Source organism: Spirosoma jeollabukense, assembly GCF_054777855.1.
Map to the genome: position 1 here is coordinate 592,737 of NZ_BAAHAD010000002.1, position 21,673 is coordinate 614,409.

Genomic DNA, 21,673 nt, shown 5'->3' on the forward strand with positions numbered 1-21,673 from the left:
CTTGCTTTTATGCTTTAAAGCCTTGCATGCCGGTCGAACGATCATTTTTGTCAGACACACACCCGCTTCAGAACCTTCCTTGGCCGACTTTTATAAACCTCTTCGCATTGACAGACTACTGACCCTCAGACTTTGCCGTAACTTGACAAAAAAACGATATTCTGGTAACAAGAGACCTATTTTAGAGTTCATGCACTATGCAAGCCACAACTCTTTCTCCGCCCCGAAATAAGGTGGACTCCTTTGAGTCACCGGATTTCTATTGTATCGACGACTTGTTAACGGCCGAACACAAACTGGTTCGGTCGGCTGTGCGCAACTTTGTGAAACGCGAGATTACGCCTATTGTGGAGGACTGCGCGCAGCGCGGTGAGTTTCCGATGCATATGGTTCAGAAATTTGGACAGATTGGCGTATTCGGGGCCACCATTCCGCTTGAATACGGTGGGGGAGGTCTCGATCAGATTTCCTACGGGCTGATGACCCAGGAGATCGAGCGGGGTGACTCGGGCATGCGCTCGTGTGTATCGGTGCAGAGTTCGCTGGTGATGTATCCCATTATGACTTTTGGCTCGGAAACACAAAAGCGGAAATACTTACCCAAACTGGCAACGGGTGAATTGCTGGGCTGTTTTGGCCTGACCGAAGCGAATCACGGGTCTGATCCCGGTGGTATGGAAACCAACTTCATCGAACGTAGCGACTATTATTTGCTGAACGGCTCGAAGCTCTGGATTACCAACGCACCCATTGCCGACATTGCCATTGTCTGGGCCCGGAATGATCAGGGTAAAGTTCGGGGGCTGATTGTAGAACGCGGTATGGAAGGGTTTACCGCAAATGAGATAAAGAACAAATGGTCACTACGTGCCAGTAGCACTGGTGAGCTGATTTTTCAGGATGTGCAGGTGCCAAAAGAAAACCTTTTGCCCGATGCGTTTGGCCTGAAAAGCGCGCTGAAATGTCTGGAACAGGCCCGCTATGGTATCTGCTGGGGCGCTTTGGGGGCCGCTATGGAATGTTATGAAGTGGCCCGCCGGTATGCGCTCGAACGTATTCAGTTTGACAAACCAATCGCGAGCTTTCAGTTGGTTCAGAAAAAGCTGGCCGAAATGCTGACGGGCATTACGCAGGCGCAGCTGTTGTGCTGGCGACTTGGCATGCTCAAAAATGAAGATAGGGCTACTAATGCGCAGATTTCATTGGCCAAACGTAATAATGTTGAGATGGCGCAAAAAGTGGCTCAGGATGCGCGTCAGATTTTGGGCGCCATGGGTATTTCCGGCGAATATCCCATCATGCGGCACCTGATGAACCTCGAATCGGTTAGTACGTATGAAGGTACTCATGACATTCAACTGTTGATTCTGGGCGCCGACATTACGGGCATTCCGGCTTTTAAATAAAATTCTGGGTCAAGGAATGGCTCAGCTTTGGACCCCTCAAGAGTCGTACTGATCTGCCGGTCGAGCATTATTGATTTCTGGTGGTCAGCTTTTATCCAGAGTGACTCGTTCTGCTTTAATTATCAACATTTTTGATCGTTGGGCGACTGTCGTTTACGCGTTTCTCATACGGTATCTGAAACTGGCTCAAATTCGGGCTGTATTTCCGCTTGCGCTTTTTTTCATATTGATAAATGGTCTGGCCAAGCTGATACATGAACGGATTCCCTATGCTTTCGAATTCGTATTTGTCATCGTTCAGAATGCCGTCGCTGTTGACGTAGATGGTCGCCGTGAGCATGTATTCGATTTTGTTGTTGAAATCCACTACGTAGGAGGCATCCGTCAGAAAGCCATACGCCCAGCCAACTTTGTTGAATACCCGAACACCCGCTGGCATCTGGTGGTGTAGGCTATCCATGAAAAAGAATTTCACGTAGCTGTCGTAGTATTGTTTCGCGTCATATTTGGGGTAATTGGTTTCGCCGGGGTACTGCGACAGATATTGGTACAGAAACGCGTAATCGTCTTTTGTCAGGTTAAACCGTTGGGTAGCTGGCACAGAAAGCGGAAACATGACCGATTGCAGGATCTGCTGGAAAGCTTCCAGTGGCATTTTATTACGTTCCGTGAAGTTAAACGGCTCATAAACCAGGCTGTCTTTGGCATAATAGCCCTTGCCGAGTTTGGCAATTCGAGTGAAATCGAACGGGTCTTTATTGTAGGCTGCCGGTTGTGCGTAAATCAATTTGCCATCGTCCTGAATAAACCGGACCGGATTCGTATGTCGATTTTCGTCGGCCGTCATCCGGACAAACCGGTGTGTAATCCGGGTATCCAGATAGCCTTTCGCATGTAAGCTACGATTGATTGGCCCCTGCCCAACGAACTCATACATACGGCTATAGGCATCGTTATCGCTGACCAAAAAGGCTTTCCGGATGAACTGGGCGATGGAAGGATACCCGTTTTGGGCGGTGGCATCTTTCCATTCTTTTGTTTGGCCGCTGTAGGCACTATCGAATTGCATGGCCGTGAACTTCGTCACGCCAGGGATTTTTAGGGCGTTCAGTTTTTCCAGCGAAAGCAGGGCAAGCGGCAATTTTACGGTAGACGCCGGATTGAAATAATTGGTGCTGTCTACGTGGAAATAATAATTCGTAAACGAAGGCACGTTGTGCTGATCCCGGTTTATTTGCGTGTAGATAATTTGCAGTCGATACGTGTCCGGCTCCTTTAAGACCTGCTGAAAAACAGCGTTTTTATTTGTGAATAATAAATTGGTCAGTAGCGTATCTGTCTGAGCTTGTGCACAGCCTATAATGCTCAAAACGAATACAATTACGAGGAGTCGTTGGGTGAATCGATGCATAGTCGACAAAGTACAACCGGCCACGAAGAATCGCAAGTATACCGCTATCGACTCGTGTCACCGGGGAAACTTTCGGAGCCACGTCCATCTGGACAGCGCTGCCAGTCAACGAACCAGCTCTTCAACACGAAAGCGACTGAAACTAGCCCATGTGCTTTGTGCCTGGTGCTGTTATTCTTCGCTGGAAAGCAAGCCCGTTACACCGAACAGCACGGTTCCTAAAATTTTGGGGCCAAACTTTTTGCCGGTGAACCGCCCAAACTCGCTCATCCATTTGGTCTTTTCCACAACTTTAGCCCCGGTTTCCCTAAGGGCATCCGAAGCGTCTTTACCTGCAGCTCTCTTGGTAACGTACAGCACGGGAGCGCTTAAGCCTAGTACGGAAATACCAACCAACGTACCTGCCACTGCACCGATTGTACCGGATAACTCCTTACCCGTTTCTTCAAATTGTTTCCACTTTTCTTCAAAATTATAGTCTTTTGCTTCCACGGCTTTTTTTGAGCTAAGATGAAGAAATTCTGTCACTTAAAGATACGTATCGACTGAAAAGATTCGACCGCAAAAGCAATTTTTAGACTAAACAAACTCGAATCTCTCATACATAGCGATTTAACGGATGGACTACACGAGTTTGCCAAAGATTGATTGGAGACGTTCTATAACGCTCCCAGAAAACGAAACGTACGAGTAACCGAATGAAGACAGGCGCTAACCTGGCTAAGAATGTCTCGAACAACCCTAATTGCTCTAGCGAAACGTAGTCGAAATTTGATTGAAGCAGGGATGCGCCTGGATGGGGAAGCCGATTACCAGTCAGTTGATGGTAATTAACTAGGGTGCTTTGATAATATACACATACCATTCAATCGCTGTATATCTTATTGCCGTATATGCTTTGGAAGCTGTGTAGCCTCTCAGTATTAACTTGCTAAGAATGCGTTCAGATCGCTCCGATTCGGAGCGATCTGTTTTTAGTAACTTTTAGTAACTGCTCAGACGTTGCTGATAAGGAAATTAAATCGGGCTATCTAACCGTTAAATGGAAGACAATTATTGAACCAGTTGAGCAAACAGCCGGGTGAGGGTTTCTCCCGCATTTATGCACAAGCCAGGGTGCACGGATGAGGTTTGCACAATGGTGCTGCGGGTGGCCGTGAGCCAGCGGAAACGCGAAGCTATGGGCAGTTGACCGATGGTTCCACCTTTGGCACGACCCGCACAAATTCGCTCGAAAGCATGAAGCCTTTCCTGTAGTTCAAGCATGTCCAGGCCGCTCGAAAAAGCACGGAGCCGGTTCTCGTCCAGCATAAACATGGTCTGCAGGAAGCCTTGTGCGGAGCAGTAGAGAATAACGCCAACGTTGAGAAATTCTTCGCGTTCGACGCGCGGCACGACGCGGATAACCGCATACTCAAACAAGTGCTTTTCTGGCATCGATAGCATACTTGACAAACGTTTCTGAGTTGGCGACCCGGGCCGTTAAAAACTGAAAATAAACCTGCCGCTTCTCATCGGCCGATTCGGTGGATGAGCCGTCCATAAGCCAGTCATCGGGGACTACTGAAACAATGGCCTGGATACGCTCGGGCGTGAGAAACTGACGAAACTCGGCGTCAATGGCCTCAAGTTCAGTTGCTTGAGGAAGCAATACGTGGTCTTTGACCTGAACAAACGGTCGCTGGCTCTGTTCTTCCCAATTTTGCCAGGCATGGTGAAAGTAAAGCGATGCGCCGTGGTCGATCAACCATAATTCTTTATGCCACATGAGCATGTTGGTGTTGCGGGCGGTACGGTCCACATTCGTGATCAGGCAATCCAGCCAAACAATTTGTGAGGCCAGTTTGGCATCGACTTTTGTGACCAGGGCATCGAACGTGATAGCGCCGGAGAGGTAATGAAGTGCCAGATTCAGCCCTTCACTGGCCCGTAGCAAATCCTGGATTTCTTCATCCGGCTCCGTACGTCCAAAGGCTTCATCAAGATTAATAAACACGATTTCGGGTACCCGCAAGCCAAGTGCGCGGGCAATTTCACCGGAAATAAGCTCGGCAATGAGCGCTTTCGTGCCTTGTCCCGCTCCGCGAAACTTGACTACGTATAGGAAGTCGTCGTCTGCCTCGACAATGGCCGGCAGTGAGCCGCCTTCGCGCAGGGGTGTAACGTAGCGCGTTACATTGACGGTTCTGAGCTCAGGTTGATGACTAGACACAAGGGGAGAATGTTAAACATTGTTTAGGACTTCCGCTCAGAGCCGTGCCACGGTTTCTAATGACGCTTAGTGAACCGTGGCACGGCTCTGAGCGAAAGTCCTAGTTGTAAAGGTCTAAACTTTGTCAAAGGTATTTACCTCAACTGAATGTACCGCAGAAAATTTAGCTTAAAACTTTAAAGAAGTAGGGTATATCCATCCTGATTGTACTGTTTCGGCTTATTTATCAAAATTTGTTTAGATTTGTTCTAAATAATCAATTCATATATAACATGGCTCAGAATCGACCGACGCGACAGATTTTAGTTGAAATGGTGCAAGTAATTCAAATTACGGACATAACACCACATATGCGCCGGATCACGGTGGCGTCCGATGGACTTGTTGGCGTACACGGGTTAATGCCCGGCATTCACCTCAAAATACTGCTGCCCCAGCCTGGCCAGGAAAAGCCTTTGTTACCAATTTTCGATGCCTCTGGCCAGCCCTTGCCACCCCCCGAAGAAGGCCGTCCAACAGTTCGAACGTACACCGTTCGGTCATTTGAGCCGCAAACGGGTGAGTTAACCATTGATTTTGTCCTGCATGGTGACGAAGGGCCGGCGTCGGCCTGGGCCACTACCGCTCAGCTCGGCAATTTCCTGGGTATCGCGTTACGTCCTGGTGTTTCGTATCGTGAAGCGGACTGGTATTTGCTGGCGGGTGATCAAACGGCGCTACCGGCCATCAGTGCTATTCTGGAGCTTTTACCCGCTTCGGCAAAAGGGGTGGCCTTCATCGAAGTTCCCGATGCAGCCGAGGAGCAGGCGCTCGACTTCGAGGCCGATATTCAGGTTCGGTGGCTACATCGAAATGGCGTAGAAGCGGGTAAAAGCAGGCTGCTGCAGGAGGCTATTCGTTCGGCATCTTTGCCAGACGGGCGGGCGGAAATCCGCTTTGTTTGGGTAGCTGCCGAAGTATCGACGGCTAAGGAAATTCGGGATTACCTAAAGATGAGATACCAGCTTGCGGCTCATGAACTCCACGTAGCAGCCTACTGGAAATTGGGCATGAACGAGGATGCCTATCATGAGATACGCCACCGCGAAGCAGACCAATAGGACGAAATCTACAAAGAACGGAAAGTAGCCAAGAAGATAAGGATAAGTAGAAAGCACGTACTGAGGGAATCGCTATTTTAGTTACCTCTCTCATCTACATATTGTCTAATTAACCTATGCGCTACTTACCTCTCGTCTTCGCTTGCTTACCGCTCGTTGTCGCTACGTGCAGTCGACCGCCCGCTAAGCAGCCAATTTCGCTTGTTTTACGAGAAAGCCGACTTGATTCTTTGTTCAGAGAATTTCCTGAATTCAGTGGTGTCGTGCTGATTGCTGATAAAGGAAAGCCTGTTTATGATAAGGCGTTCGGGTACAAAAACTTCCAGACGCGCGAGCATATGACAACGGCTTCTGTGTTTGAACTGGCGTCTATTTCGAAACAGTTTACCGCCATGACAATCATGATGCTGAAGCAGGACGGGAAACTGTCGTATGATGACCTGGTCGAGAAATACCTGCCGGGCCTGCCGTATCCAGGCTTAACCATCCGGCATCTGCTCAATCATACGTCGGGCTTACCCGATTATCAGGAGGTGATGGACAAACATTGGGACAAGACCAAAGTGGCCAATAACGCCGATAATATTGCCTATCTGATTCAATACCACCCACCCAAATTAGCTGAACCAGGGGCAAAATACGCCTACAGCAATACGGGCTATATGCTGCTGGCCAGTATTGCTGAGAAAGTGTCGGGGCAGGATTTTATTGATTTTTGTCGGGTACGTATTTTCAAGCCGCTCAACATGACGCATACGGACATTCGCACCCAGGATGAAAAAAACAAGCTGGCCGATATGGCGTGGGGACATCAGTACGTGCCAGAAAAAAAACGCTACGTGCGCGCCGAAACATTTCCCGAATCCAACTATGCGATCTGGCTGGGTAATCGAAAAGGACCGGGCCGTATGAGTGCTACATCTGACGATTTGTTGAAATGGGATCGGGCCTTATACGGCAATCATTTGGTAAACCAGAAAACGCTGGGCGACGCGTTTATGGCGGCCCGATTGAACGACGGTTCGTTGTCGCCCTACGGGTTTGGCTGGGAATTGGCGCAGAGTGCCACACTTGGGCGAGTCGTAAGCCACAGTGGGAGTAACCCGGGCTACAAAAATCAGATTATTCGCTACATCGATGCCGATCGAACCATCATCCTGCTTTGTAACAACGCCGACGAAAAAATGCCGGTGATTCTGAAGGAAATACAGGCGCTGGTTGAGTAGTCGTTGGGTAGTTTTTTTTGTCCCAGCCTTTCAGAAGCGTAACCTGACGTATAGACGGCCCGTCTGCATCAGCCGAATTCCTGCTCTATGAGAAAAAAGGTCTGTTTAACACTGCTTTTAATCTGCTTGCTCGTTTCTGGAACACAGGCACAAAACTGGTATAAGGGTAATTTACACACGCATTCACTCTGGAGCGATGGCGACGATTATCCCGAAATGATCATGAATTGGTACAAGGCTGAAGGCTATCATTTCGTTGGATTGTCGGATCATAATATTTTGCAGGATGTTGAGAAGTGGGTAACTGTGCCTCACCAGAAAGACCGCCGACGAACGTTTGATCGCTACCTGCGCACCTTCGGCCCCGATTGGGTAACGTACCAGAAAGGGCCAAATGATTCGCTGAAAGTCCGCCTGAAAAAGCTGGATGAGTATCGAGGCCAGTTTGAGGAGCCGGGCAAATTTCTGATTCTTAAGAATGAAGAACTTTCGACCAGCTACAAGGGTAAGCCAATTCATATTAACGTTACGAACGTAAAGAACCTCATTCGTCCGCAAATGGGCAACAGCGTAGCTGAGGTGATGCAGAACAACATTGACCTGGTGGTTGCCCAACGGCGGCTGACAGGGCAGCCCATGTTTCCCCACATTAACCATCCCAATTTTTACTACGCTGTTACGGCGCAGGACCTGATGCAACTTCGGTTTGAGCGATTTTTTGAAGTGTTCAACGGGCATCACCTGGTAAACAACTACGGCGATGGCACCCACGAAGGCACTGAGTCGATGTGGGATAAGATTAACCTTCATTTTCTGCAACAGGGTCGCCCGCTCATGTACGGGCTGGGTACCGACGATAGCCATAATTATTACTTTTTCGGACCAGAGTTTAGTAATTCGGGCCGGAGTTGGGTCATGGTCAATGCGGCTGAATTGACCCCTAAAGCCCTCATCGAAGCGATGGAAGCCGGGCGATTCTATACTACGTCGGGTGTTACGTTGACCCAACTGTCACAAGCTGGAAACACACTGACGGTGCGGGTCAAAACCGAGCCTGGTATAACGTATCGGATTCAATTTTTTGGGATTAAAAAAGGCCGGCAACAAGCTGAATTATTGCGGGAAGTCGCCGATACCGCAGCGGCCTATACGCTATCGGAAGATGTTTTGCTGGTTCGGGCGAAGGTCATTTCCAGTAAACCGAAATACAACCCATATATGCAGGTTGACCGGGCTGCCGACGCGGTGGAAACGGCCTGGACGCAACCCATTGCGCAAAAGCTGGTTCCACAGCCACTGGCTGGCGTCGTGCCATTGCCTTTCGGTCACGCTCATAATGACTACGAACAGTCGCGCCCGCTCTGGGATGCGCTCGATAATGGATTCGCCAGTGTTGAGGCAGATGTACACCTGATAGACGATACGTTATATGTGGCGCACGATCGCCCAACGTTCAAGAATCCGGCATCTACGCTTGAAAATCTATACCTCAAGCCACTCGCCGAGCGAATCCGGCAGAACGGTGGTCAGGCACTAGCCGGTCATAAGGGACCATTCTACCTGATGATCGATGCTAAAACACAGGCCGATAGTACGTATCAGGCGTTGGATAAGCTGCTGCAACGCTATCACTCCTTATTGACAACCGGTAACCGAACGGAAAATAAACCGGGGATTATATCCATTGTGCTGTCGGGTAATCGTCCCATAGCGACCATACAAAAGGCCGGCCAACGGCTGTTGTCTATAGATGGGCGACCTGACGATCTGGGGAAAAAATACAGCCCGGCGGTTATGCCCATAATCAGCGATGCGTATAAAAATCAGTTGACCTGGCGTGGGACAGCCAAGATGCCCGCTGCTGAGTTCCAGAAATTGCGTCAACTGGCTGAACAGGCGCACAAGGAAGGGAAAAAACTACGCCTTTGGGCCAGCCCCGAAGATCCAGTTGTATGGGCTAAACTGCGCGAAGCAGGGGTCGATTTCATCAGTACCGACCAATTGGTAATGGTTCGTGATTTTTTTCTTCAACCCAAGGGTATTGAGAAGGCAGAAAGGTAAAATGACTTGCCTCCGGTTTAAACCGGAGGCAAGTCATTTTATTAATGAGTTTTTATTCCGCTGCGTGGGTTGGCTGATCCTGTTTATAGAACAACGTTATCAGTTTCCGGGCCTGGTCAGCCGGCCGATTACTCAACTCATCGAGTCTGTCAAATGCCGCCCGTTTGTCGGGCTGATCATAGAAAATATCGTCCAGGTTAGTGCTGGTGATCAGATGAATTGGTGAATTTGCCTCCCGACTAACGTAGTACACTGTATTGGCATAAGTTGATCCGCCACCGGGTATCCAGACATTCGTGGGCCTGCTGTATATAAAGAGCCGATCGGTGTGTTCAACGCGGTATAAATCACCCTCGAAGCTTCGGTAATCGACGCCTTCTTTTCGCTCTCCCCATACCGTAGTAAGTGGAAATTTGGCTTCTGGCGCGTTGGGATGATCGACTTTTAACGTTCGTTGAAAGGTCTCTTCTCGTAAGCTGTAGCCTGGCTGGTTACTGTCGAAACCGTCGGTTAATTTGCGGCTTGAGAAATCCGCGGAGGATAGATAGATGCCGTTATCAGGATAGGGAGTGAACGTATCGGTTTGTTGAGCGAGCGCCGAAAAAGGTAGCGCAGCCAGGGCTACCAGCATGATAGTTTTCATAAGAATCGAACGAATTAGTGAAACAAAAAATGAATAAAAAAACGGGTGCGCAGCCTTGATTGTAAAGGGATGAATATGACTGCTTACTAGTATTCGTGTTTCATTCGTTTTCCTGATAATGGCCTGTTCGCAGAAGCAAACCTGCGGGTACAAGATTATAATCAGATAAGTTTTTTGTTAATAAACCGTTAAAAGTCAACAGTTTATTGATTAGTGCAAGAACTTGATCGAATCGTTCAATGAATCTTGAGGAAACGACTAAAGGAAGTACGTCAGCAAAAAGTCGTATCTTAACAACATCGCCGTAATTAGAACAAACACGCATGATTGACCTGGAAACCATTCGCCACATGGCACTGTCGCTTCCCGAAACGAGTGAGCAAACTCATATTGACAAGCCTTCGTTCAAGGTGGGTAAAAAGATATTTGCTACGTATAACGGAAAGGAGAATCGGGTCTGCGTTAAACTTTCCGAAATAGATCAGGATGTTTTTTCGTCATTCGATACATCCATTATTTACCCTGTTCCAAACAAGTGGGGCAAACAGGGATGGACGCTCATCAACCTGCATAAAGTGCCTGAAGAAACACTCGTCGATGCTCTGGCAATGGCCTATTGCGAGGTAGCACCTAAAAAGCTTTCTGTACTGGTCAGAAGCCGCTATGCGTGAGCGTTGCCGAATAATGAAAAAATAGTTTCCTTAAAATAAATGACCTATTACGCCGAAACAGTAGCGAAAATCAGTCGGGATTGGTATCCGAAGGACCACATAATTCAGCAGGTTATAAAAGCGAAACAGTTCATGGATCGTCATTTCGCCGATCCTATTGACCTGGATGCGATGGCGCTGGAAGCCTTTTATTCAAAATTTCACTTTATCCGGTGTTTCAAAGCACTTTATGGCAGGACGCCACATCAGCACCTAATTTCGGTACGAATGGAAGCAGCCAGACAATTTCTGGAAACAGATGCGCCTATTGCCGACATCTGCTACCGGGTGGGTTTCGAAAGCGTTACGTCATTCACCAGCCTATTCAAAAAAATGACCAGTGTAACGCCCGCTGTGTATAGAGATAGAAAAAAGCAATTTTCAAGAATTGAGACAAAAAATCATTGCGGAGATTTGCCGGCGACACGTAAAAAGACGTCGAATGAAAATTAAGCTCACCAGCGTAATGGTCGATGACCAGGCCAAAGCCCTTGCCTTCTACACAACGATCCTGGGTTTTGTCAAGAAAACTGAAATCCCGATGGGCGAACACAAGTGGTTAACAGTTGTATCCGCCGAAGAACAGGATGGCGTTGAACTACTTTTGGAACCGCTGGGATTTGCACCTGCTCAAACGTATCAAAAAGCCCTTTTTGAGGCTGGTATTCCCCTGGCAATGTTCCATGTTAACGACGTTGATAAGGAGTATGAGCGGCTCATGAAGCTGGGAGTTACGTTTAGTATGCCACCAACGCAGATGGGTCCGGCAAAGCTGGCCGTACTCGACGATACGTGCGGCAATCATATTCAGATCGTACAGATCTTGTAATCGATTCGTAGGAGTGTCCTCTATTGGTTGTGGTTTTCCTGTTACAGGATTTCTACATATCCGTCTGTTCCATTCACCTGAATTCGCTGTCCGTCTTTGATCAGCCTGGTTGCATTTTCTACCCCGACAACGGCTGGTAAGCCATATTCGCGGGCAATAACGGCGCCATGGGTCATCAGGCCGCCTACTTCGGTAACCAGGCCTTTTATGGAGACAAACAGGGGTGTCCAGCTGGGGTCAGTAAAGGAGGTGACTAGTATATCGCCAGGTTCCAGATCAGCCGTTTCCATGGTTAAGATGACCCGTGCCCGCCCCTCGATAAACCCCGAAGAAACAGCCAGGCCTGGAATGGCATCGGCCGGGAGATTTTCCCGTTTGTAGGCACCCGTAATGATCTCACCATCCGACGTAATCACCCGTGGGGGAGTCAGTTTTTCATAGAGTTTGTAGTCGTCTTTTCGTTGGCTGATAAGCGAGTAATCCAGTGTATTTGTGCGTACGACTTCGCGAAATTCGTCAAAACTGAGGTAATAGATATCCTCTTTTTCACGGATGACCGTGGCTTGCACGAGCTGTTCCGCTTCTTTCAGTAAAGCCTGCTTGTAAACGTAGTAGCGATTGATCATGCCATATTTTGGATATTCACGATAACCGGCGAAATTCCGGATCAGGTCGATCATTCGTTTGGTTTCCTTGGCTTTTTGTGCCCCATCGGGCAACTGTTGCAATCGATCCAATAACTCCTGCTCTTTTTGTATGGCTTCCTGCCGACCCTGCTGAAATTTCCGCTTGCTGGCACCCGGCTCAAAATTTTTGAGGTTACTGAGAATGATCGGGATAAGCGCACCTGGCTTTTCGCTCCAGCGGGTTCTTGTGATGTCAATCTCACCGGCACAGCGCATTCCGTACTTGTTTAGAAAAGCCTGGATAGCATCGTGGGCCTCCTGCCCACCCTCCAGCTTCGTTAGTTCGTGCAGAAAGGTGTCGACTGTAACCTGCGCATGGCCTGCTCCGGCGTCCTGGTGCCGTTGTAGATGGTCAATCACCTCCGGATAAGGACGAAGAACATCGGCGACTTCCATCAGTGCCAGCCCCATCGCCGACGTAATGTTGTTCGGCACAGATTGTGAAAGTATATCGGCTGCATTCTTTTCACCTAACCACTCCTGCATGTTGGCATTAATCCAATGGGAAGCATTCATACCGGTCATAATCATGCCAAAACTCCGAGGATCAGCCATGATCTTCTTTAGCTGGAGGATGTCTTCCTGAATAAAATCAAATAACTCCAGACCTGATTTCGTCTGAATAGCTTGTTTTAATGCCTCTACCGATGTTTCATTCTGCTTGATCAGATCGCTGACAAGCGTCGGATCGTAGTCCTGTAGGGTTTGGTAATCCGCCAGTGAATGGCCTTTGGGGGGGGCATCATCCACTGTTGGTTTTATAAAATCGTTCCGTTCAATGAGGGTGGTAAGAGCGTCTTTCATAAGCGGATCGGACTTGCCGAGGGTGTCCACTAGTGTTTGTCTGCCGACTGGTGAAGCCAGCATGGGGGCCACATCGACAAACAACCGCCCACCCGCTGTGTGCATCGAGGCCCGGGTCGTCATCAGGTAAAAAGACAGGCCTAAGGGTTTCATGGGATCAATCATCATTTGTTGATGACCGACGGATACGTAAATATGCGGGCCGCGATCGGCCTGGCCATGCCTGGCATTCTCCTCGTCATCCGCTCCGGGAATGGGGTATAACGTAGTGATTGGCCGACTCTGAACAATGGAAAACGTATCGTCCACCAAACACCATTCGATATCCTGGGGGTAGCCGAAATGGGCTTCAATTGTTCGGCCCAGGCGGGCAAGCTGCAAAATCTGCTCATCCGTCAGCGCCTGTTTGTTCTGCATGGCAAACTCAATTGCCTGTTCTTTCGTACCGCCCGCTTCCACCGCATAAATAGCCAGTTTCTTGGCGGATATTTTCTTGTCGATGATCTTGCCATCCCGTACTTTGTAGTTATCCGCATTCACCAGACCGGAGACCATGGCCTCCCCAAGTCCGAAGCTGGCATCAATGGATAGTATGTTTCTAGTTGACGTAACCGGGTCGGCTGTAAACATAATCCCCGCTACGTCCGAAAAAATCATTTTCTGAACAACCACCGCGAGCTGGACTTTGTGGTGGTCAAATCCATTTTGCAACCGGTAAATTACTGCTCTGTCTGTAAACAGCGACGCCCAGCATTGGCGGATATGCTTCAGGATGGCCTCCTTTCCGATGCTATTCAAAAATGTATCCTGCTGGCCCGCAAAAGATGCCGTCGGTAAGTCCTCCGCCGTGGCGCTGGAGCGTATAGCATACGCATTTCGTTCACCAAATTGTTCGATATGGTGGGTAATGGCTGAATAAATGTCCTGAGGAATGGTGATCCGTTCGATGACACTACGAATTTTACCGCTAAGTTCGCCGATCTTATCCCGATCCTCCACCTTCAGCAGTGATAACTGATCCAGCCATTCATTGATCGACGGCGTTTCCTCCAGGATCCGTTTAAACGCGTCCGTAGTTATACAAAAGCCATCCGGTACGTGGATTCCTTCAATTCGGGTGAGTTCTCCCAGGTTGGCACCTTTACCCCCGACAAGCTGGAGTTTTGTTTTGTCAATAGTTTGAAAATCAAGTACGTAGGCGCTCATAATTTTCATTTTTACGATTGCTTGCCGTTGAGCTTATGGGTTGTTTCAGTCATTATGTCAATTGCTTTCGAAAAGTAGGTTTCGATAACCTTGATTTCATCGTTTGAAAACGAAGCCATAAGTTCTGCTGACTTGCTTCGGAATTCTTCGTACAGCGGCACCAAAAGCGCCAGTATAATTTCGGTGTTTGGTTCGATGATAACCTTCCGCCGATCGTCCTGAGCAAACCGTCTTTTAACCAGGTTTTTCTTTTCAAATCGGTCGATTAAGCCAGTAACGGCACCGGTCGTTAGACCCGTTAACGTTGAAAGCTCCCCGGCCGTCATTTGCCCTTTTTCTATTAAAAATCCTAAGTATTTATGGTCTGTTCCTGAGAGTCCTGCCTTTCGGGCAACGGCTTCGTGCATCTGTATAGAGGTGTAAGCATACAACTGGCTCAGTTTTCTTGTTCGTTTGATCACCTCGTTTTCCATTTTTATATCTTATCACCTAAGTATCTTAGTTACAAAGATAATACAGATTTGTAAAGTGTCCAACTAGGTTTGGTGGCCTTGACAGACTTTTCGGGTAGTACTACAGACCTTGCGGCAGTGATGTGAAATAAGCCAAAAGGATTAAATAGGGAAGGCTGGCACATGCCCACGGTCGGCTATCTGACCGGCCAGAGTAGTCAGGTAGACCTCTGTAACGCACTGTATTTATGCCAGCAAGGGGGGCGCTTTGCTCAGCTACGTCGGGGAAGTTGCTTGTGATGAGTTGATGTAATAAAAAAGTAAATCAGTCCAATTGGAGAGAGGTTATTTTTCCTACTACCAGAAGATTGCTGAGGTACCAGCCGTTTTCGGCGTAGCGGCCAGGGTCGTCTATGTTAATGTTCCTCTTTTGAAGAATGGCCGCTTTGTCGAATGCCGTTCCGGGCACCCGTACCGTAACTTCGTGGGGGCCATCGCTGAGCCCTTCCAGGTAAAAGCTACTCTTGCGGTAATAGTGAGCGTAGGCGTCGAAGCGCTGGAACTCCTGTTTCTCTCCATCTAGTGTCACCTCCAGCAGGCCCGCTCTTGGCCCCACTATATCATAAAAGCCTAACGTAGTACCGGTGAACCTGACCCGTAAGACGGCATCTGGCGCAATGGCCCGGTAGAGAGCGGGCATGAATTTGGAGAAGCTTTTGACCAGTTCATGATCGGTCGGTAGCTTCTGCCAGTGCGCCGATGCTGTCGTTTCGGGAATGGAAATTAGCTGAGCCGTTTCCCAATTATCGGCCACGAACGGTTTTGGCACCATATGGGGCTGGTTCCCGCTGACGTTTGCCATTTCGTCAAGGTATTTACGTACTACGCTGGCATAAACGGGATGCCCTGATTTCGACAGCGGGTGCGTTTTGTCCGTAGTGAACACAATTTTGCCAGGGTTCTCTTCCGGCTTTCCGGTGAATATCAGGCTGCCTGCTTTATACAGCCGGGCTACTTCCACACCCATATGAATGGACGGAATTTTATAGTAATCGGCGATAATTTCCATCGCTTTGGCCGACGGTTGATACGTCCCGTTCACCAGATCAGGCAAAACATTTTCGGCCAGCGTATACACAAAGCAGATGTCGGTGGTGGGGTACGCCTTCCAGGTTTTCCGAACGATGCCTTCCATCGACTGGTAAAGTTGCCGGGGCGTTCGCCCGAAATCATTGACGGCAAATTCCACAAATACCAGGTCGGGCTTAAGGGCCAATACGTCGCGGTCCATCCGGAAAACGCCTAGATTTGAGCCCGTTCCACCGATCGTAGCGTTGATTTCGTTGAACGACGTATGTGGGTAATTAACTCGTAAATAATTGAAGGTCATACTACGCCACCCATCGGAGGCTTCGGTGATGCTGCCACCGATATACGCTACGTTAACTTCCTTGCCTTCTTTGACTTTCTGAAAGAAATTCGGCAGACCACCCCGCCGGTGAAATTCCGGCGCCCCTGTTGTAATCGTTTTTTTCTGCGTATCAGCGCTCGTTGACAATGGCTTTTGGCAGCTCCAGCTGAATGCCAGCAGGGTCATCAATGCGGATAAAATCAGGGTAATTCGCGTCATGTCGTTCGTTAAAAAAGTAAAATTGTCAATAGCCCAGCTGCTGAGTCAGGACAGAATTGTACAAGTTCCAGCCAACAGGATAGGCAACCGTATCTGGAACGGTTGCACCTGAATGATTGGCCCACTGCTCTTGACAAAAAGGCCGTTGTTGGGAACCTCTACCGTAACGGAATCGGGGCGTACTTCGTAAAGAAGGCATTTATGACAAGGCCAGGTTTCCAAAAGAGTAGACGAAATGGGCTAAGCCGTATGGGAGGATTTCGCTAACTTCTGTCCTGATGCCCAAACTCTACTGGTGAAAACAGGTTACTACCTACTAAACGTACTCAATCGCATACGATACGTTAAGTAAGTCGCCAGCACTATTGGTGCTCGATAGTGCTGCCAGATAAGCAACACCATATTACGGGTAGTCTTCTGGCCGGAAATTAAAACGCCTTATGCACAGATAATCATGACAGACAATATGATAGAACAAGACGATAAGCTTCTCTGGTACAAGGACGCCATTATTTATGAACTTCATATAAAAGCATTCTGCGATGGCAATGGAGACGGAATTGGTGATTTTCAGGGGCTGCTCGAAAAGTTAGATTACCTGCAGGAACTGGGTGTTACAGCCATCTGGCTGCTGCCTTTCTACCCATCACCCCTGCGCGATGATGGCTACGATATTGCCGATTACTACACCATAAACCCGTCGTATGGAACCATCGAGCAGTTTAAAACCCTGCTCGTCGAAGCCCACCAGCGGAATCTGAAGGTCATTACGGAGTTAGTCATCAACCATTCGTCTGATCAGCATCCCTGGTTTCAACGTGCGCGGAAAGCGCCTAAAGGCTCGCCCGAACGGGACTACTACGTCTGGACCGACGATCCAACCCAGTACCGGGATGTTCGGATTATTTTTCAGGATTTTGAGCGATCCAACTGGACCTGGGACCATGAAGCGCAGCAATATTACTGGCACCGCTTTTTTCATCACCAGCCCGACCTGAACTACGATAATCCGCTGGTTCAGGCGGAAGTGTTCAGGATGATTGATTACTGGTGCGAGCTGGGTGTCGATGGCTTTCGGCTAGATGCCGTACCGTATCTGTTTGAGCGGGAAGGTACCAACGGCGAAAACCTGCCCGAAACCCACGCGTTTCTCAAAAAACTGCGCAAACACATTGACGACCATTTTCCTGGCGTAGCGTTTCTGGCCGAAGCCAACATGTGGCCCGAAGATTCAGCGTCTTATTTTGGCGATGGCGACGAGTGTCACATGAACTACCATTTTCCGGTGATGCCCCGCCTGTTTATGGCGCTGCAAATGGAAGACCGGTACCCGATCACCGACATTTTCGACCAGACACCGGCCATCCCCGAAAATTGCCAGTGGGCGATTTTTCTCCGTAACCACGATGAATTAACGCTGGAAATGGTCACCGACGAGGAGCGGGATTATATGTATAAAACCTACGTCAAAGACCCCAGAGCACGCATCAATCTCGGTATCCGCCATCGGCTGGCCCCCCTGCTGGGCAATAACCGGAAGCGAATCGAACTGATGAACTGTCTGCTGTTTTCGTTGCGGGGCACCCCGGTCATTTACTACGGGGATGAAATCGGTATGGGCGACAACGTGTACCTGGGCGACCGCGACGGCGTTCGTACCCCCATGCAGTGGTCGCCGGACCGGAATGCGGGCTTCTCGTCTGCGAATCCACACAAACTCTACCTGCCAACCATTCTCGATCCGGAATATCATTACGAATCGGTCAATGTAGAAACCCAGCGAACCAATACGTCGTCGCTGTTCTGGTTCATGAAGCGGATGATTAATCTGCGGAAGCGATTTAAAGCGTTTGGCCGGGGCGATCTGAAATTCCTGAACGTCGAAAATCCTAAAGTGCTGGCCTTCACCCGCACTTATGAAGGTGAAACCCTGCTGATCGTTATTAACCTGTCGAAATATTCGCAGCCCGCCGAGATTGAACTGAAAGGTTTCAACGGCTACGTACCGGTCGAAGCATTCAGCCAGAATTCGTTCCCGGCGGTTTCGGAAAATGAAACGTACTTTTTCACCCTGGCTCCGCACGATTACCAGTGGTTTGTGCTAGAGAAAACCCATACAGACGTACTGCCTGCGCTCCAACTGCCTGAAATTCAGGTAAACCTCTGGGGGCAGATTATGAACAAAGGGACCCGCGAACGGCTGGAAACAAGGGTGTTGCCAGATTATCTGCTCAGATCCGACTGGTTCAGTGAGAAGAAGCAGACGATGCGGGGCGTTACCATATTGAACCAGGCCCCCCTTACACTCCCGGTTGGATCAGCTTACATCCTCCTGCTTGAGGTATCGTATGAACGGGGGCTACCCGAAATCTTTCAGTTGATCCTGGCCTTTGCAGATGAGGTGCAGGCCGCTAAACTTAGCCAAAGTTGTCCGCAGGCGGTGCTGGCTACGCTGAAACTGGGCAATGAGTCTGGCTTGCTCTGCGATGGGCTGTATCTGTCCGACGTTCAACAGGCATTGTTTCAAAAAGTGGCGCAGGAAAGTGGCCATAGCGAAGGCAATCTGGTTTTTCAAAGTAAACCGGCGCTGGCGGATTACGTTCGGGAACATAGCAGCATAAAACCCAGGCTGATTGCTTCCAGACCTGATTATGCCACTATTTCCTACGATCACTGTTATCTCCTCAAATTATATAGGAAGGTCGATCTAGCCATAAACCCAGATACGGAAATTACGCGGTTTCTTTCCGATCTGGCTGGCTTTGCGAACGTTGCTCCCTTTGCCGGATCGGTAGAAATGACGTCGAAGGGCGAGCCGATCATACTGGGTGTCATGCAGGAAATGGTTGGTCAGCATGGCGACGGAAAAAGCTACGTCCTGGAACGGATCAACAATTTTATCGAACGTATTCTGGCCCGCGATCAGGTTCAATTAGCTCAGGCAACGGAAGTAGCGCTTGGTACATGGAGCCAGCCGGTTTCGTTTAGTACGTTACCCTTCGAAACCCAGGAGTTGGTGGGGCATCGGGCCGCTCAACAGGCCCGGCTTCTGGGCATACGTATCGGACAGATGCACCAGGCACTGGCTTCTGATCCGATGCATAAAGATTTTGCGCCGGAAGAGTTCTCGCTGCACTACCAGCGTTCACTGTTTGCGAGTTTTCAGTCGCTGGTTCGCGAAAGCTATCAGAGCCAGAGACGGAACCTACAACGCCTTCCTGAGGACGTACGGCAGGATGTTGAGCAGATGTTGGGTCGAAAAGATGACGTACTGAACCTGCTCAAGCGAATCTACCGCAAAAAGCTGAACACGACGAAAATCCGGATTCATGGCGATTTGCAACTGGAAAAGATTCTGCTGACCGGCAAAGATATCGCCATCCAGGACTTCGGTGGCGACCCCAGCCGAAGCTACAGCGAACGCCGGCTCAAGCGCTCGCCCCTGCGCGACGTAGCCTCCATGATCCGCTCATTCTACTACGTAGGGTATGAGGGATTTTTGACGACCAATCAGGTGCAGGCCGACACGACCACTCAATTGCTCCCTTACGCTGGATTCTGGGCGCACTGTATGAGTAACTTTTTTATGGAAGCCTATCTGGAAACGGTTCAGGGTAGCTCATTTATTCCCGACAATCCTGACGACCTGCAAATGATGCTGGAAACATACCTGCTCGAAAAAACCATTTCAGATTTAAATCATGAACTCAACAACCGACCTGATTGGGTGCGCGTCCCCCTGCAACTTGTCAAATCGATTGTAGACCAATCTGAAGTGCTGACCGCCGATCACGTATCGGGCGAAGAAAAAATGGTGCAGGGTTCTATCGCTGATATGTAAGGAACAAGTAGCGTTAATCTTGCTTTGTTGCGAAAGGCCCAGCCTGGTTTTCCTGCTCAATTGATAAAGCAGGAAAACCAGGCTGGGCCTTTCGTGAACCGTTTGTACTGAACGGTAGGTAATCGGTGGGGCAGTGACGGAAATTGATACCGACTGGAGATTAGTGGACTCGATTTTAGTCAGAATCGGACGGTTTCATGAGTGGTTGGTTCAACCAAAAGCAGCTTCTTATTCCAGCTACCATCAATCTATCCGGCCTGTAGCAAGGTATAACTCTGTTGAGCAATCTCCAGCTCTTCATTCGTTGGTACCACCAGGATCTTGACCGGTGACCCGGTCGAATTGATTGCCCGGATACCGGGTGAAAAGGCCGCGTTTTTATCGGCGTCAAGGTGAATGCCCAGATAGTCCAGGTGCTGACAGATTCGCGTCCGCACGTCTGAATCGTTTTCCCCTACACCCGCCGTAAAAATCAGCGCATCCAACCCATTCAACACAGCGCTATAGGCACCAATGTACTTTTTAACCCGGTAAGCATACAACTCGGTCGCTAATTCGGCGGTGGGATCGCCTGCTTCCCGCAATTTCCGTACGTCCCGCATATCACTAAACCCCGTGAAGCCCGCCATGCCTGACTGTTTGTTGAGCAACGTATTGACCTGCTCGGGACTGTATCCATGCTCGATCAAATAGAAAATGACAGCCGGATCAATATCGCCCGACCGGGTGCCCATCATCAGACCCGCCAGGGGGCTAAATCCCATACTCGTATCCAAGGATTTTCCGTTCTGAACAGCCGTAATACTGCACCCGTTGCCTAAGTGAATGCTGATGAGTTTAGCGTCCGGGTTGCCCAGCCAGGCGGCCGCTTTCTCGCTGACGTACTTATGGGACGTCCCATGAAAACCGTAAACCCGAATGCCCTCCTGCCGGTATAAGGCCTCTGGAATGGCATAGCGAAAAGCATATTCAGGCAGACTCTGGTGAAAAGCGGTGTCAAAAACGGCGATCTGTTTGGCGTTGGGGAAAGTTTGTTCTGCAATTTCAATGCACACGTAGTTGATTGTATGCAGGGGCGCCAGTGGAAAATACGACCTGATTTTCTCTTTGACCGCCGGGGTGATTTGGGTAGCCCTGGTAAAGTTTTCTCCGCCATGCACTACCCGGTGGCCGATGACCCGGATCTCGTCCGGCTGCTCAATAACGCCAACTTCCGCATCCGATAGTAGCGCCACCAGTTGCGCAAAGCCCTGGGCGTGCGTGGCAATCGGTTCACGGCGCTCAATGACCGGCTTAGCCGGTCGATTCAATACCGTATGGCGAATAAAGGACTGATCCGTACCAATACGTTCGATCAATCCTGTACATAAGGGTTCTGTGGCGGGCATGTCGAAAAGCTGATACTTTAGCGAACTGCTACCCGCATTAATAATGAGAATGTACATAGTTGGCTGGT

17 protein-coding genes are annotated in these 21,673 nt (G+C 49.3%); 8 read left to right on the forward strand and 9 right to left on the reverse strand.

Annotated elements, in window-relative coordinates:
• The first annotated feature begins 197 nt into the window (after positions 1–197).
• A complete protein-coding gene (locus tag ACYVEA_RS10855; RefSeq protein ID WP_461113446.1) occupies positions 198–1,406 on the forward strand; it encodes an acyl-CoA dehydrogenase family protein in 1,209 nt (402 codons plus the stop codon).
• Positions 1,407–1,521: 115 nt separating this feature from the next.
• Here the strand turns inward: ACYVEA_RS10855 and ACYVEA_RS10860 are convergent, their stop codons facing one another.
• The 4 genes from ACYVEA_RS10860 to ACYVEA_RS10875 all read right to left on the reverse strand — a co-directional run bounded on the left by ACYVEA_RS10860 (position 1,522) and on the right by ACYVEA_RS10875 (position 5,029).
• Positions 1,522–2,817, reverse strand: a complete 1,296-nt coding sequence (locus ACYVEA_RS10860) for a serine hydrolase (RefSeq protein WP_461113447.1) — start codon at positions 2,815–2,817, stop codon at positions 1,522–1,524.
• A 171-nt stretch (positions 2,818–2,988) separates the two neighbouring features.
• Complete coding sequence (locus tag ACYVEA_RS10865; protein ID WP_461113448.1) at positions 2,989–3,309, reverse strand: hypothetical protein; 321 nt, start codon at positions 3,307–3,309, stop codon at positions 2,989–2,991.
• A 561-nt stretch (positions 3,310–3,870) separates the two neighbouring features.
• Positions 3,871–4,254, reverse strand: coding sequence for a DUF3037 domain-containing protein (locus tag ACYVEA_RS10870; RefSeq protein WP_461114070.1), 384 nt, complete (start codon positions 4,252–4,254; stop codon positions 3,871–3,873).
• A complete protein-coding gene (locus ACYVEA_RS10875) occupies positions 4,232–5,029 on the reverse strand; it encodes a HipA family kinase (protein ID WP_461113449.1) in 798 nt (265 codons plus the stop codon). The genes ACYVEA_RS10870 and ACYVEA_RS10875 overlap by 23 nt, the downstream gene beginning before the upstream one ends.
• A 272-nt stretch (positions 5,030–5,301) precedes the next feature.
• On the opposite strand from ACYVEA_RS10875, the gene ACYVEA_RS10880 reads away from it, so the two are divergent.
• The 3 genes from ACYVEA_RS10880 to ACYVEA_RS10890 all read left to right on the forward strand — a co-directional run bounded on the left by ACYVEA_RS10880 (position 5,302) and on the right by ACYVEA_RS10890 (position 9,416).
• Entirely contained in the window at positions 5,302–6,129 is an 828-nt protein-coding gene (locus tag ACYVEA_RS10880; RefSeq protein ID WP_461113450.1) for a siderophore-interacting protein, read from the forward strand.
• A gap of 116 nt (positions 6,130–6,245) precedes the next feature.
• Positions 6,246–7,355 carry a serine hydrolase domain-containing protein gene (locus tag ACYVEA_RS10885; protein ID WP_461113451.1) on the forward strand — a complete coding sequence of 370 codons (1,110 nt, stop codon included), beginning with the start codon at positions 6,246–6,248 and terminating at the stop codon, positions 7,353–7,355.
• An 87-nt stretch (positions 7,356–7,442) separates the two neighbouring features.
• Positions 7,443–9,416 carry a histidinol-phosphatase gene (locus ACYVEA_RS10890; RefSeq protein WP_461113452.1) on the forward strand — a complete coding sequence of 658 codons (1,974 nt, stop codon included), beginning with the start codon at positions 7,443–7,445 and terminating at the stop codon, positions 9,414–9,416.
• A gap of 52 nt (positions 9,417–9,468) precedes the next feature.
• Here ACYVEA_RS10890 and ACYVEA_RS10895 read toward each other — a convergent pair whose 3' ends face one another.
• Entirely contained in the window at positions 9,469–10,059 is a 591-nt protein-coding gene (locus ACYVEA_RS10895) for a hypothetical protein (RefSeq protein ID WP_461113453.1), read from the reverse strand.
• Between the two features lie 323 nt (positions 10,060–10,382).
• Here ACYVEA_RS10895 and ACYVEA_RS10900 point away from each other — a divergent pair, with 323 nt between their 5' ends.
• From ACYVEA_RS10900 to ACYVEA_RS10910, 3 genes are read left to right on the forward strand one after another with little or no spacing between them, the layout of a single operon-like run.
• The gene (locus ACYVEA_RS10900; RefSeq protein ID WP_461113454.1) at positions 10,383–10,730 is read left to right on the forward strand and encodes an MmcQ/YjbR family DNA-binding protein; all 348 of its coding nucleotides are present in this window, start codon (positions 10,383–10,385) and stop codon (positions 10,728–10,730) included.
• A gap of 39 nt (positions 10,731–10,769) precedes the next feature.
• Positions 10,770–11,222, forward strand: coding sequence for a helix-turn-helix domain-containing protein (locus tag ACYVEA_RS10905; protein ID WP_461113455.1), 453 nt, complete (start codon positions 10,770–10,772; stop codon positions 11,220–11,222).
• Positions 11,212–11,598 (forward strand): VOC family protein, encoded by a 387-nt coding sequence (locus ACYVEA_RS10910; RefSeq protein ID WP_461113456.1) that lies wholly within the window; start codon positions 11,212–11,214, stop codon positions 11,596–11,598. The genes ACYVEA_RS10905 and ACYVEA_RS10910 overlap by 11 nt, the downstream gene beginning before the upstream one ends.
• Before the next feature lie 41 nt (positions 11,599–11,639).
• On the opposite strand, the gene ppsA is transcribed toward ACYVEA_RS10910, so the two are convergent.
• The 3 genes from ppsA to ACYVEA_RS10925 all read right to left on the reverse strand — a co-directional run bounded on the left by ppsA (position 11,640) and on the right by ACYVEA_RS10925 (position 16,376).
• Positions 11,640–14,294: a phosphoenolpyruvate synthase gene (ppsA, locus tag ACYVEA_RS10915; protein ID WP_461113457.1), complete on the reverse strand. Its 2,655-nt coding sequence runs from the start codon at positions 14,292–14,294 to the stop codon at positions 11,640–11,642.
• Positions 14,295–14,305: 11 nt separating this feature from the next.
• On the reverse strand, positions 14,306–14,767 hold the full coding sequence (locus tag ACYVEA_RS10920) for a MarR family winged helix-turn-helix transcriptional regulator (protein ID WP_461113458.1): 462 nt from the start codon (positions 14,765–14,767) through the stop codon (positions 14,306–14,308).
• Between the two features lie 304 nt (positions 14,768–15,071).
• Positions 15,072–16,376, reverse strand: a complete 1,305-nt coding sequence (locus ACYVEA_RS10925; RefSeq protein ID WP_461113459.1) for an SGNH/GDSL hydrolase family protein — start codon at positions 16,374–16,376, stop codon at positions 15,072–15,074.
• Positions 16,377–16,842: 466 nt separating this feature from the next.
• On the opposite strand from ACYVEA_RS10925, the gene treS reads away from it, so the two are divergent.
• The gene (gene treS, locus ACYVEA_RS10930) at positions 16,843–20,217 is read left to right on the forward strand and encodes a maltose alpha-D-glucosyltransferase (RefSeq protein ID WP_461113460.1); all 3,375 of its coding nucleotides are present in this window, start codon (positions 16,843–16,845) and stop codon (positions 20,215–20,217) included.
• Between the two features lie 248 nt (positions 20,218–20,465).
• On the opposite strand, the gene ACYVEA_RS10935 is transcribed toward treS, so the two are convergent.
• The gene (locus tag ACYVEA_RS10935; protein ID WP_461113461.1) at positions 20,466–21,662 is read right to left on the reverse strand and encodes an acetate/propionate family kinase; all 1,197 of its coding nucleotides are present in this window, start codon (positions 21,660–21,662) and stop codon (positions 20,466–20,468) included.
• Positions 21,663–21,673 lie beyond the last annotated feature (11 nt).

Bases quoted from the DNA above. Each gene is read 5' to 3' on its own strand.
- ACYVEA_RS10885 (WP_461113451.1), top strand. From the start codon at position 6,246: ATGCGCTACTTACCTCTCGTCTTCGCTTGCTTACCGCTCGTTGTCGCT.
- ACYVEA_RS10860 (WP_461113447.1), bottom strand. From the start codon at position 2,817: ATGCATCGATTCACCCAACGACTCCTCGTAATTGTATTCGTTTTGAGC.
- treS (WP_461113460.1), top strand. From the start codon at position 16,843: ATGATAGAACAAGACGATAAGCTTCTCTGGTACAAGGACGCCATTATT.
- ACYVEA_RS10925 (WP_461113459.1), bottom strand. From the start codon at position 16,376: ATGACGCGAATTACCCTGATTTTATCCGCATTGATGACCCTGCTGGCA.
- ACYVEA_RS10905 (WP_461113455.1), top strand. From the start codon at position 10,770: ATGACCTATTACGCCGAAACAGTAGCGAAAATCAGTCGGGATTGGTAT.
- ACYVEA_RS10870 (WP_461114070.1), bottom strand. From the start codon at position 4,254: ATGCCAGAAAAGCACTTGTTTGAGTATGCGGTTATCCGCGTCGTGCCG.
- ACYVEA_RS10855 (WP_461113446.1), top strand. From the start codon at position 198: ATGCAAGCCACAACTCTTTCTCCGCCCCGAAATAAGGTGGACTCCTTT.
- ACYVEA_RS10895 (WP_461113453.1), bottom strand. From the start codon at position 10,059: ATGAAAACTATCATGCTGGTAGCCCTGGCTGCGCTACCTTTTTCGGCG.
- ACYVEA_RS10920 (WP_461113458.1), bottom strand. From the start codon at position 14,767: ATGGAAAACGAGGTGATCAAACGAACAAGAAAACTGAGCCAGTTGTAT.
- ppsA (WP_461113457.1), bottom strand. From the start codon at position 14,294: ATGAGCGCCTACGTACTTGATTTTCAAACTATTGACAAAACAAAACTC.
- ACYVEA_RS10910 (WP_461113456.1), top strand. From the start codon at position 11,212: ATGAAAATTAAGCTCACCAGCGTAATGGTCGATGACCAGGCCAAAGCC.
- ACYVEA_RS10935 (WP_461113461.1), bottom strand. From the start codon at position 21,662: ATGTACATTCTCATTATTAATGCGGGTAGCAGTTCGCTAAAGTATCAG.
- ACYVEA_RS10880 (WP_461113450.1), top strand. From the start codon at position 5,302: ATGGCTCAGAATCGACCGACGCGACAGATTTTAGTTGAAATGGTGCAA.
- ACYVEA_RS10900 (WP_461113454.1), top strand. From the start codon at position 10,383: ATGATTGACCTGGAAACCATTCGCCACATGGCACTGTCGCTTCCCGAA.
- ACYVEA_RS10890 (WP_461113452.1), top strand. From the start codon at position 7,443: ATGAGAAAAAAGGTCTGTTTAACACTGCTTTTAATCTGCTTGCTCGTT.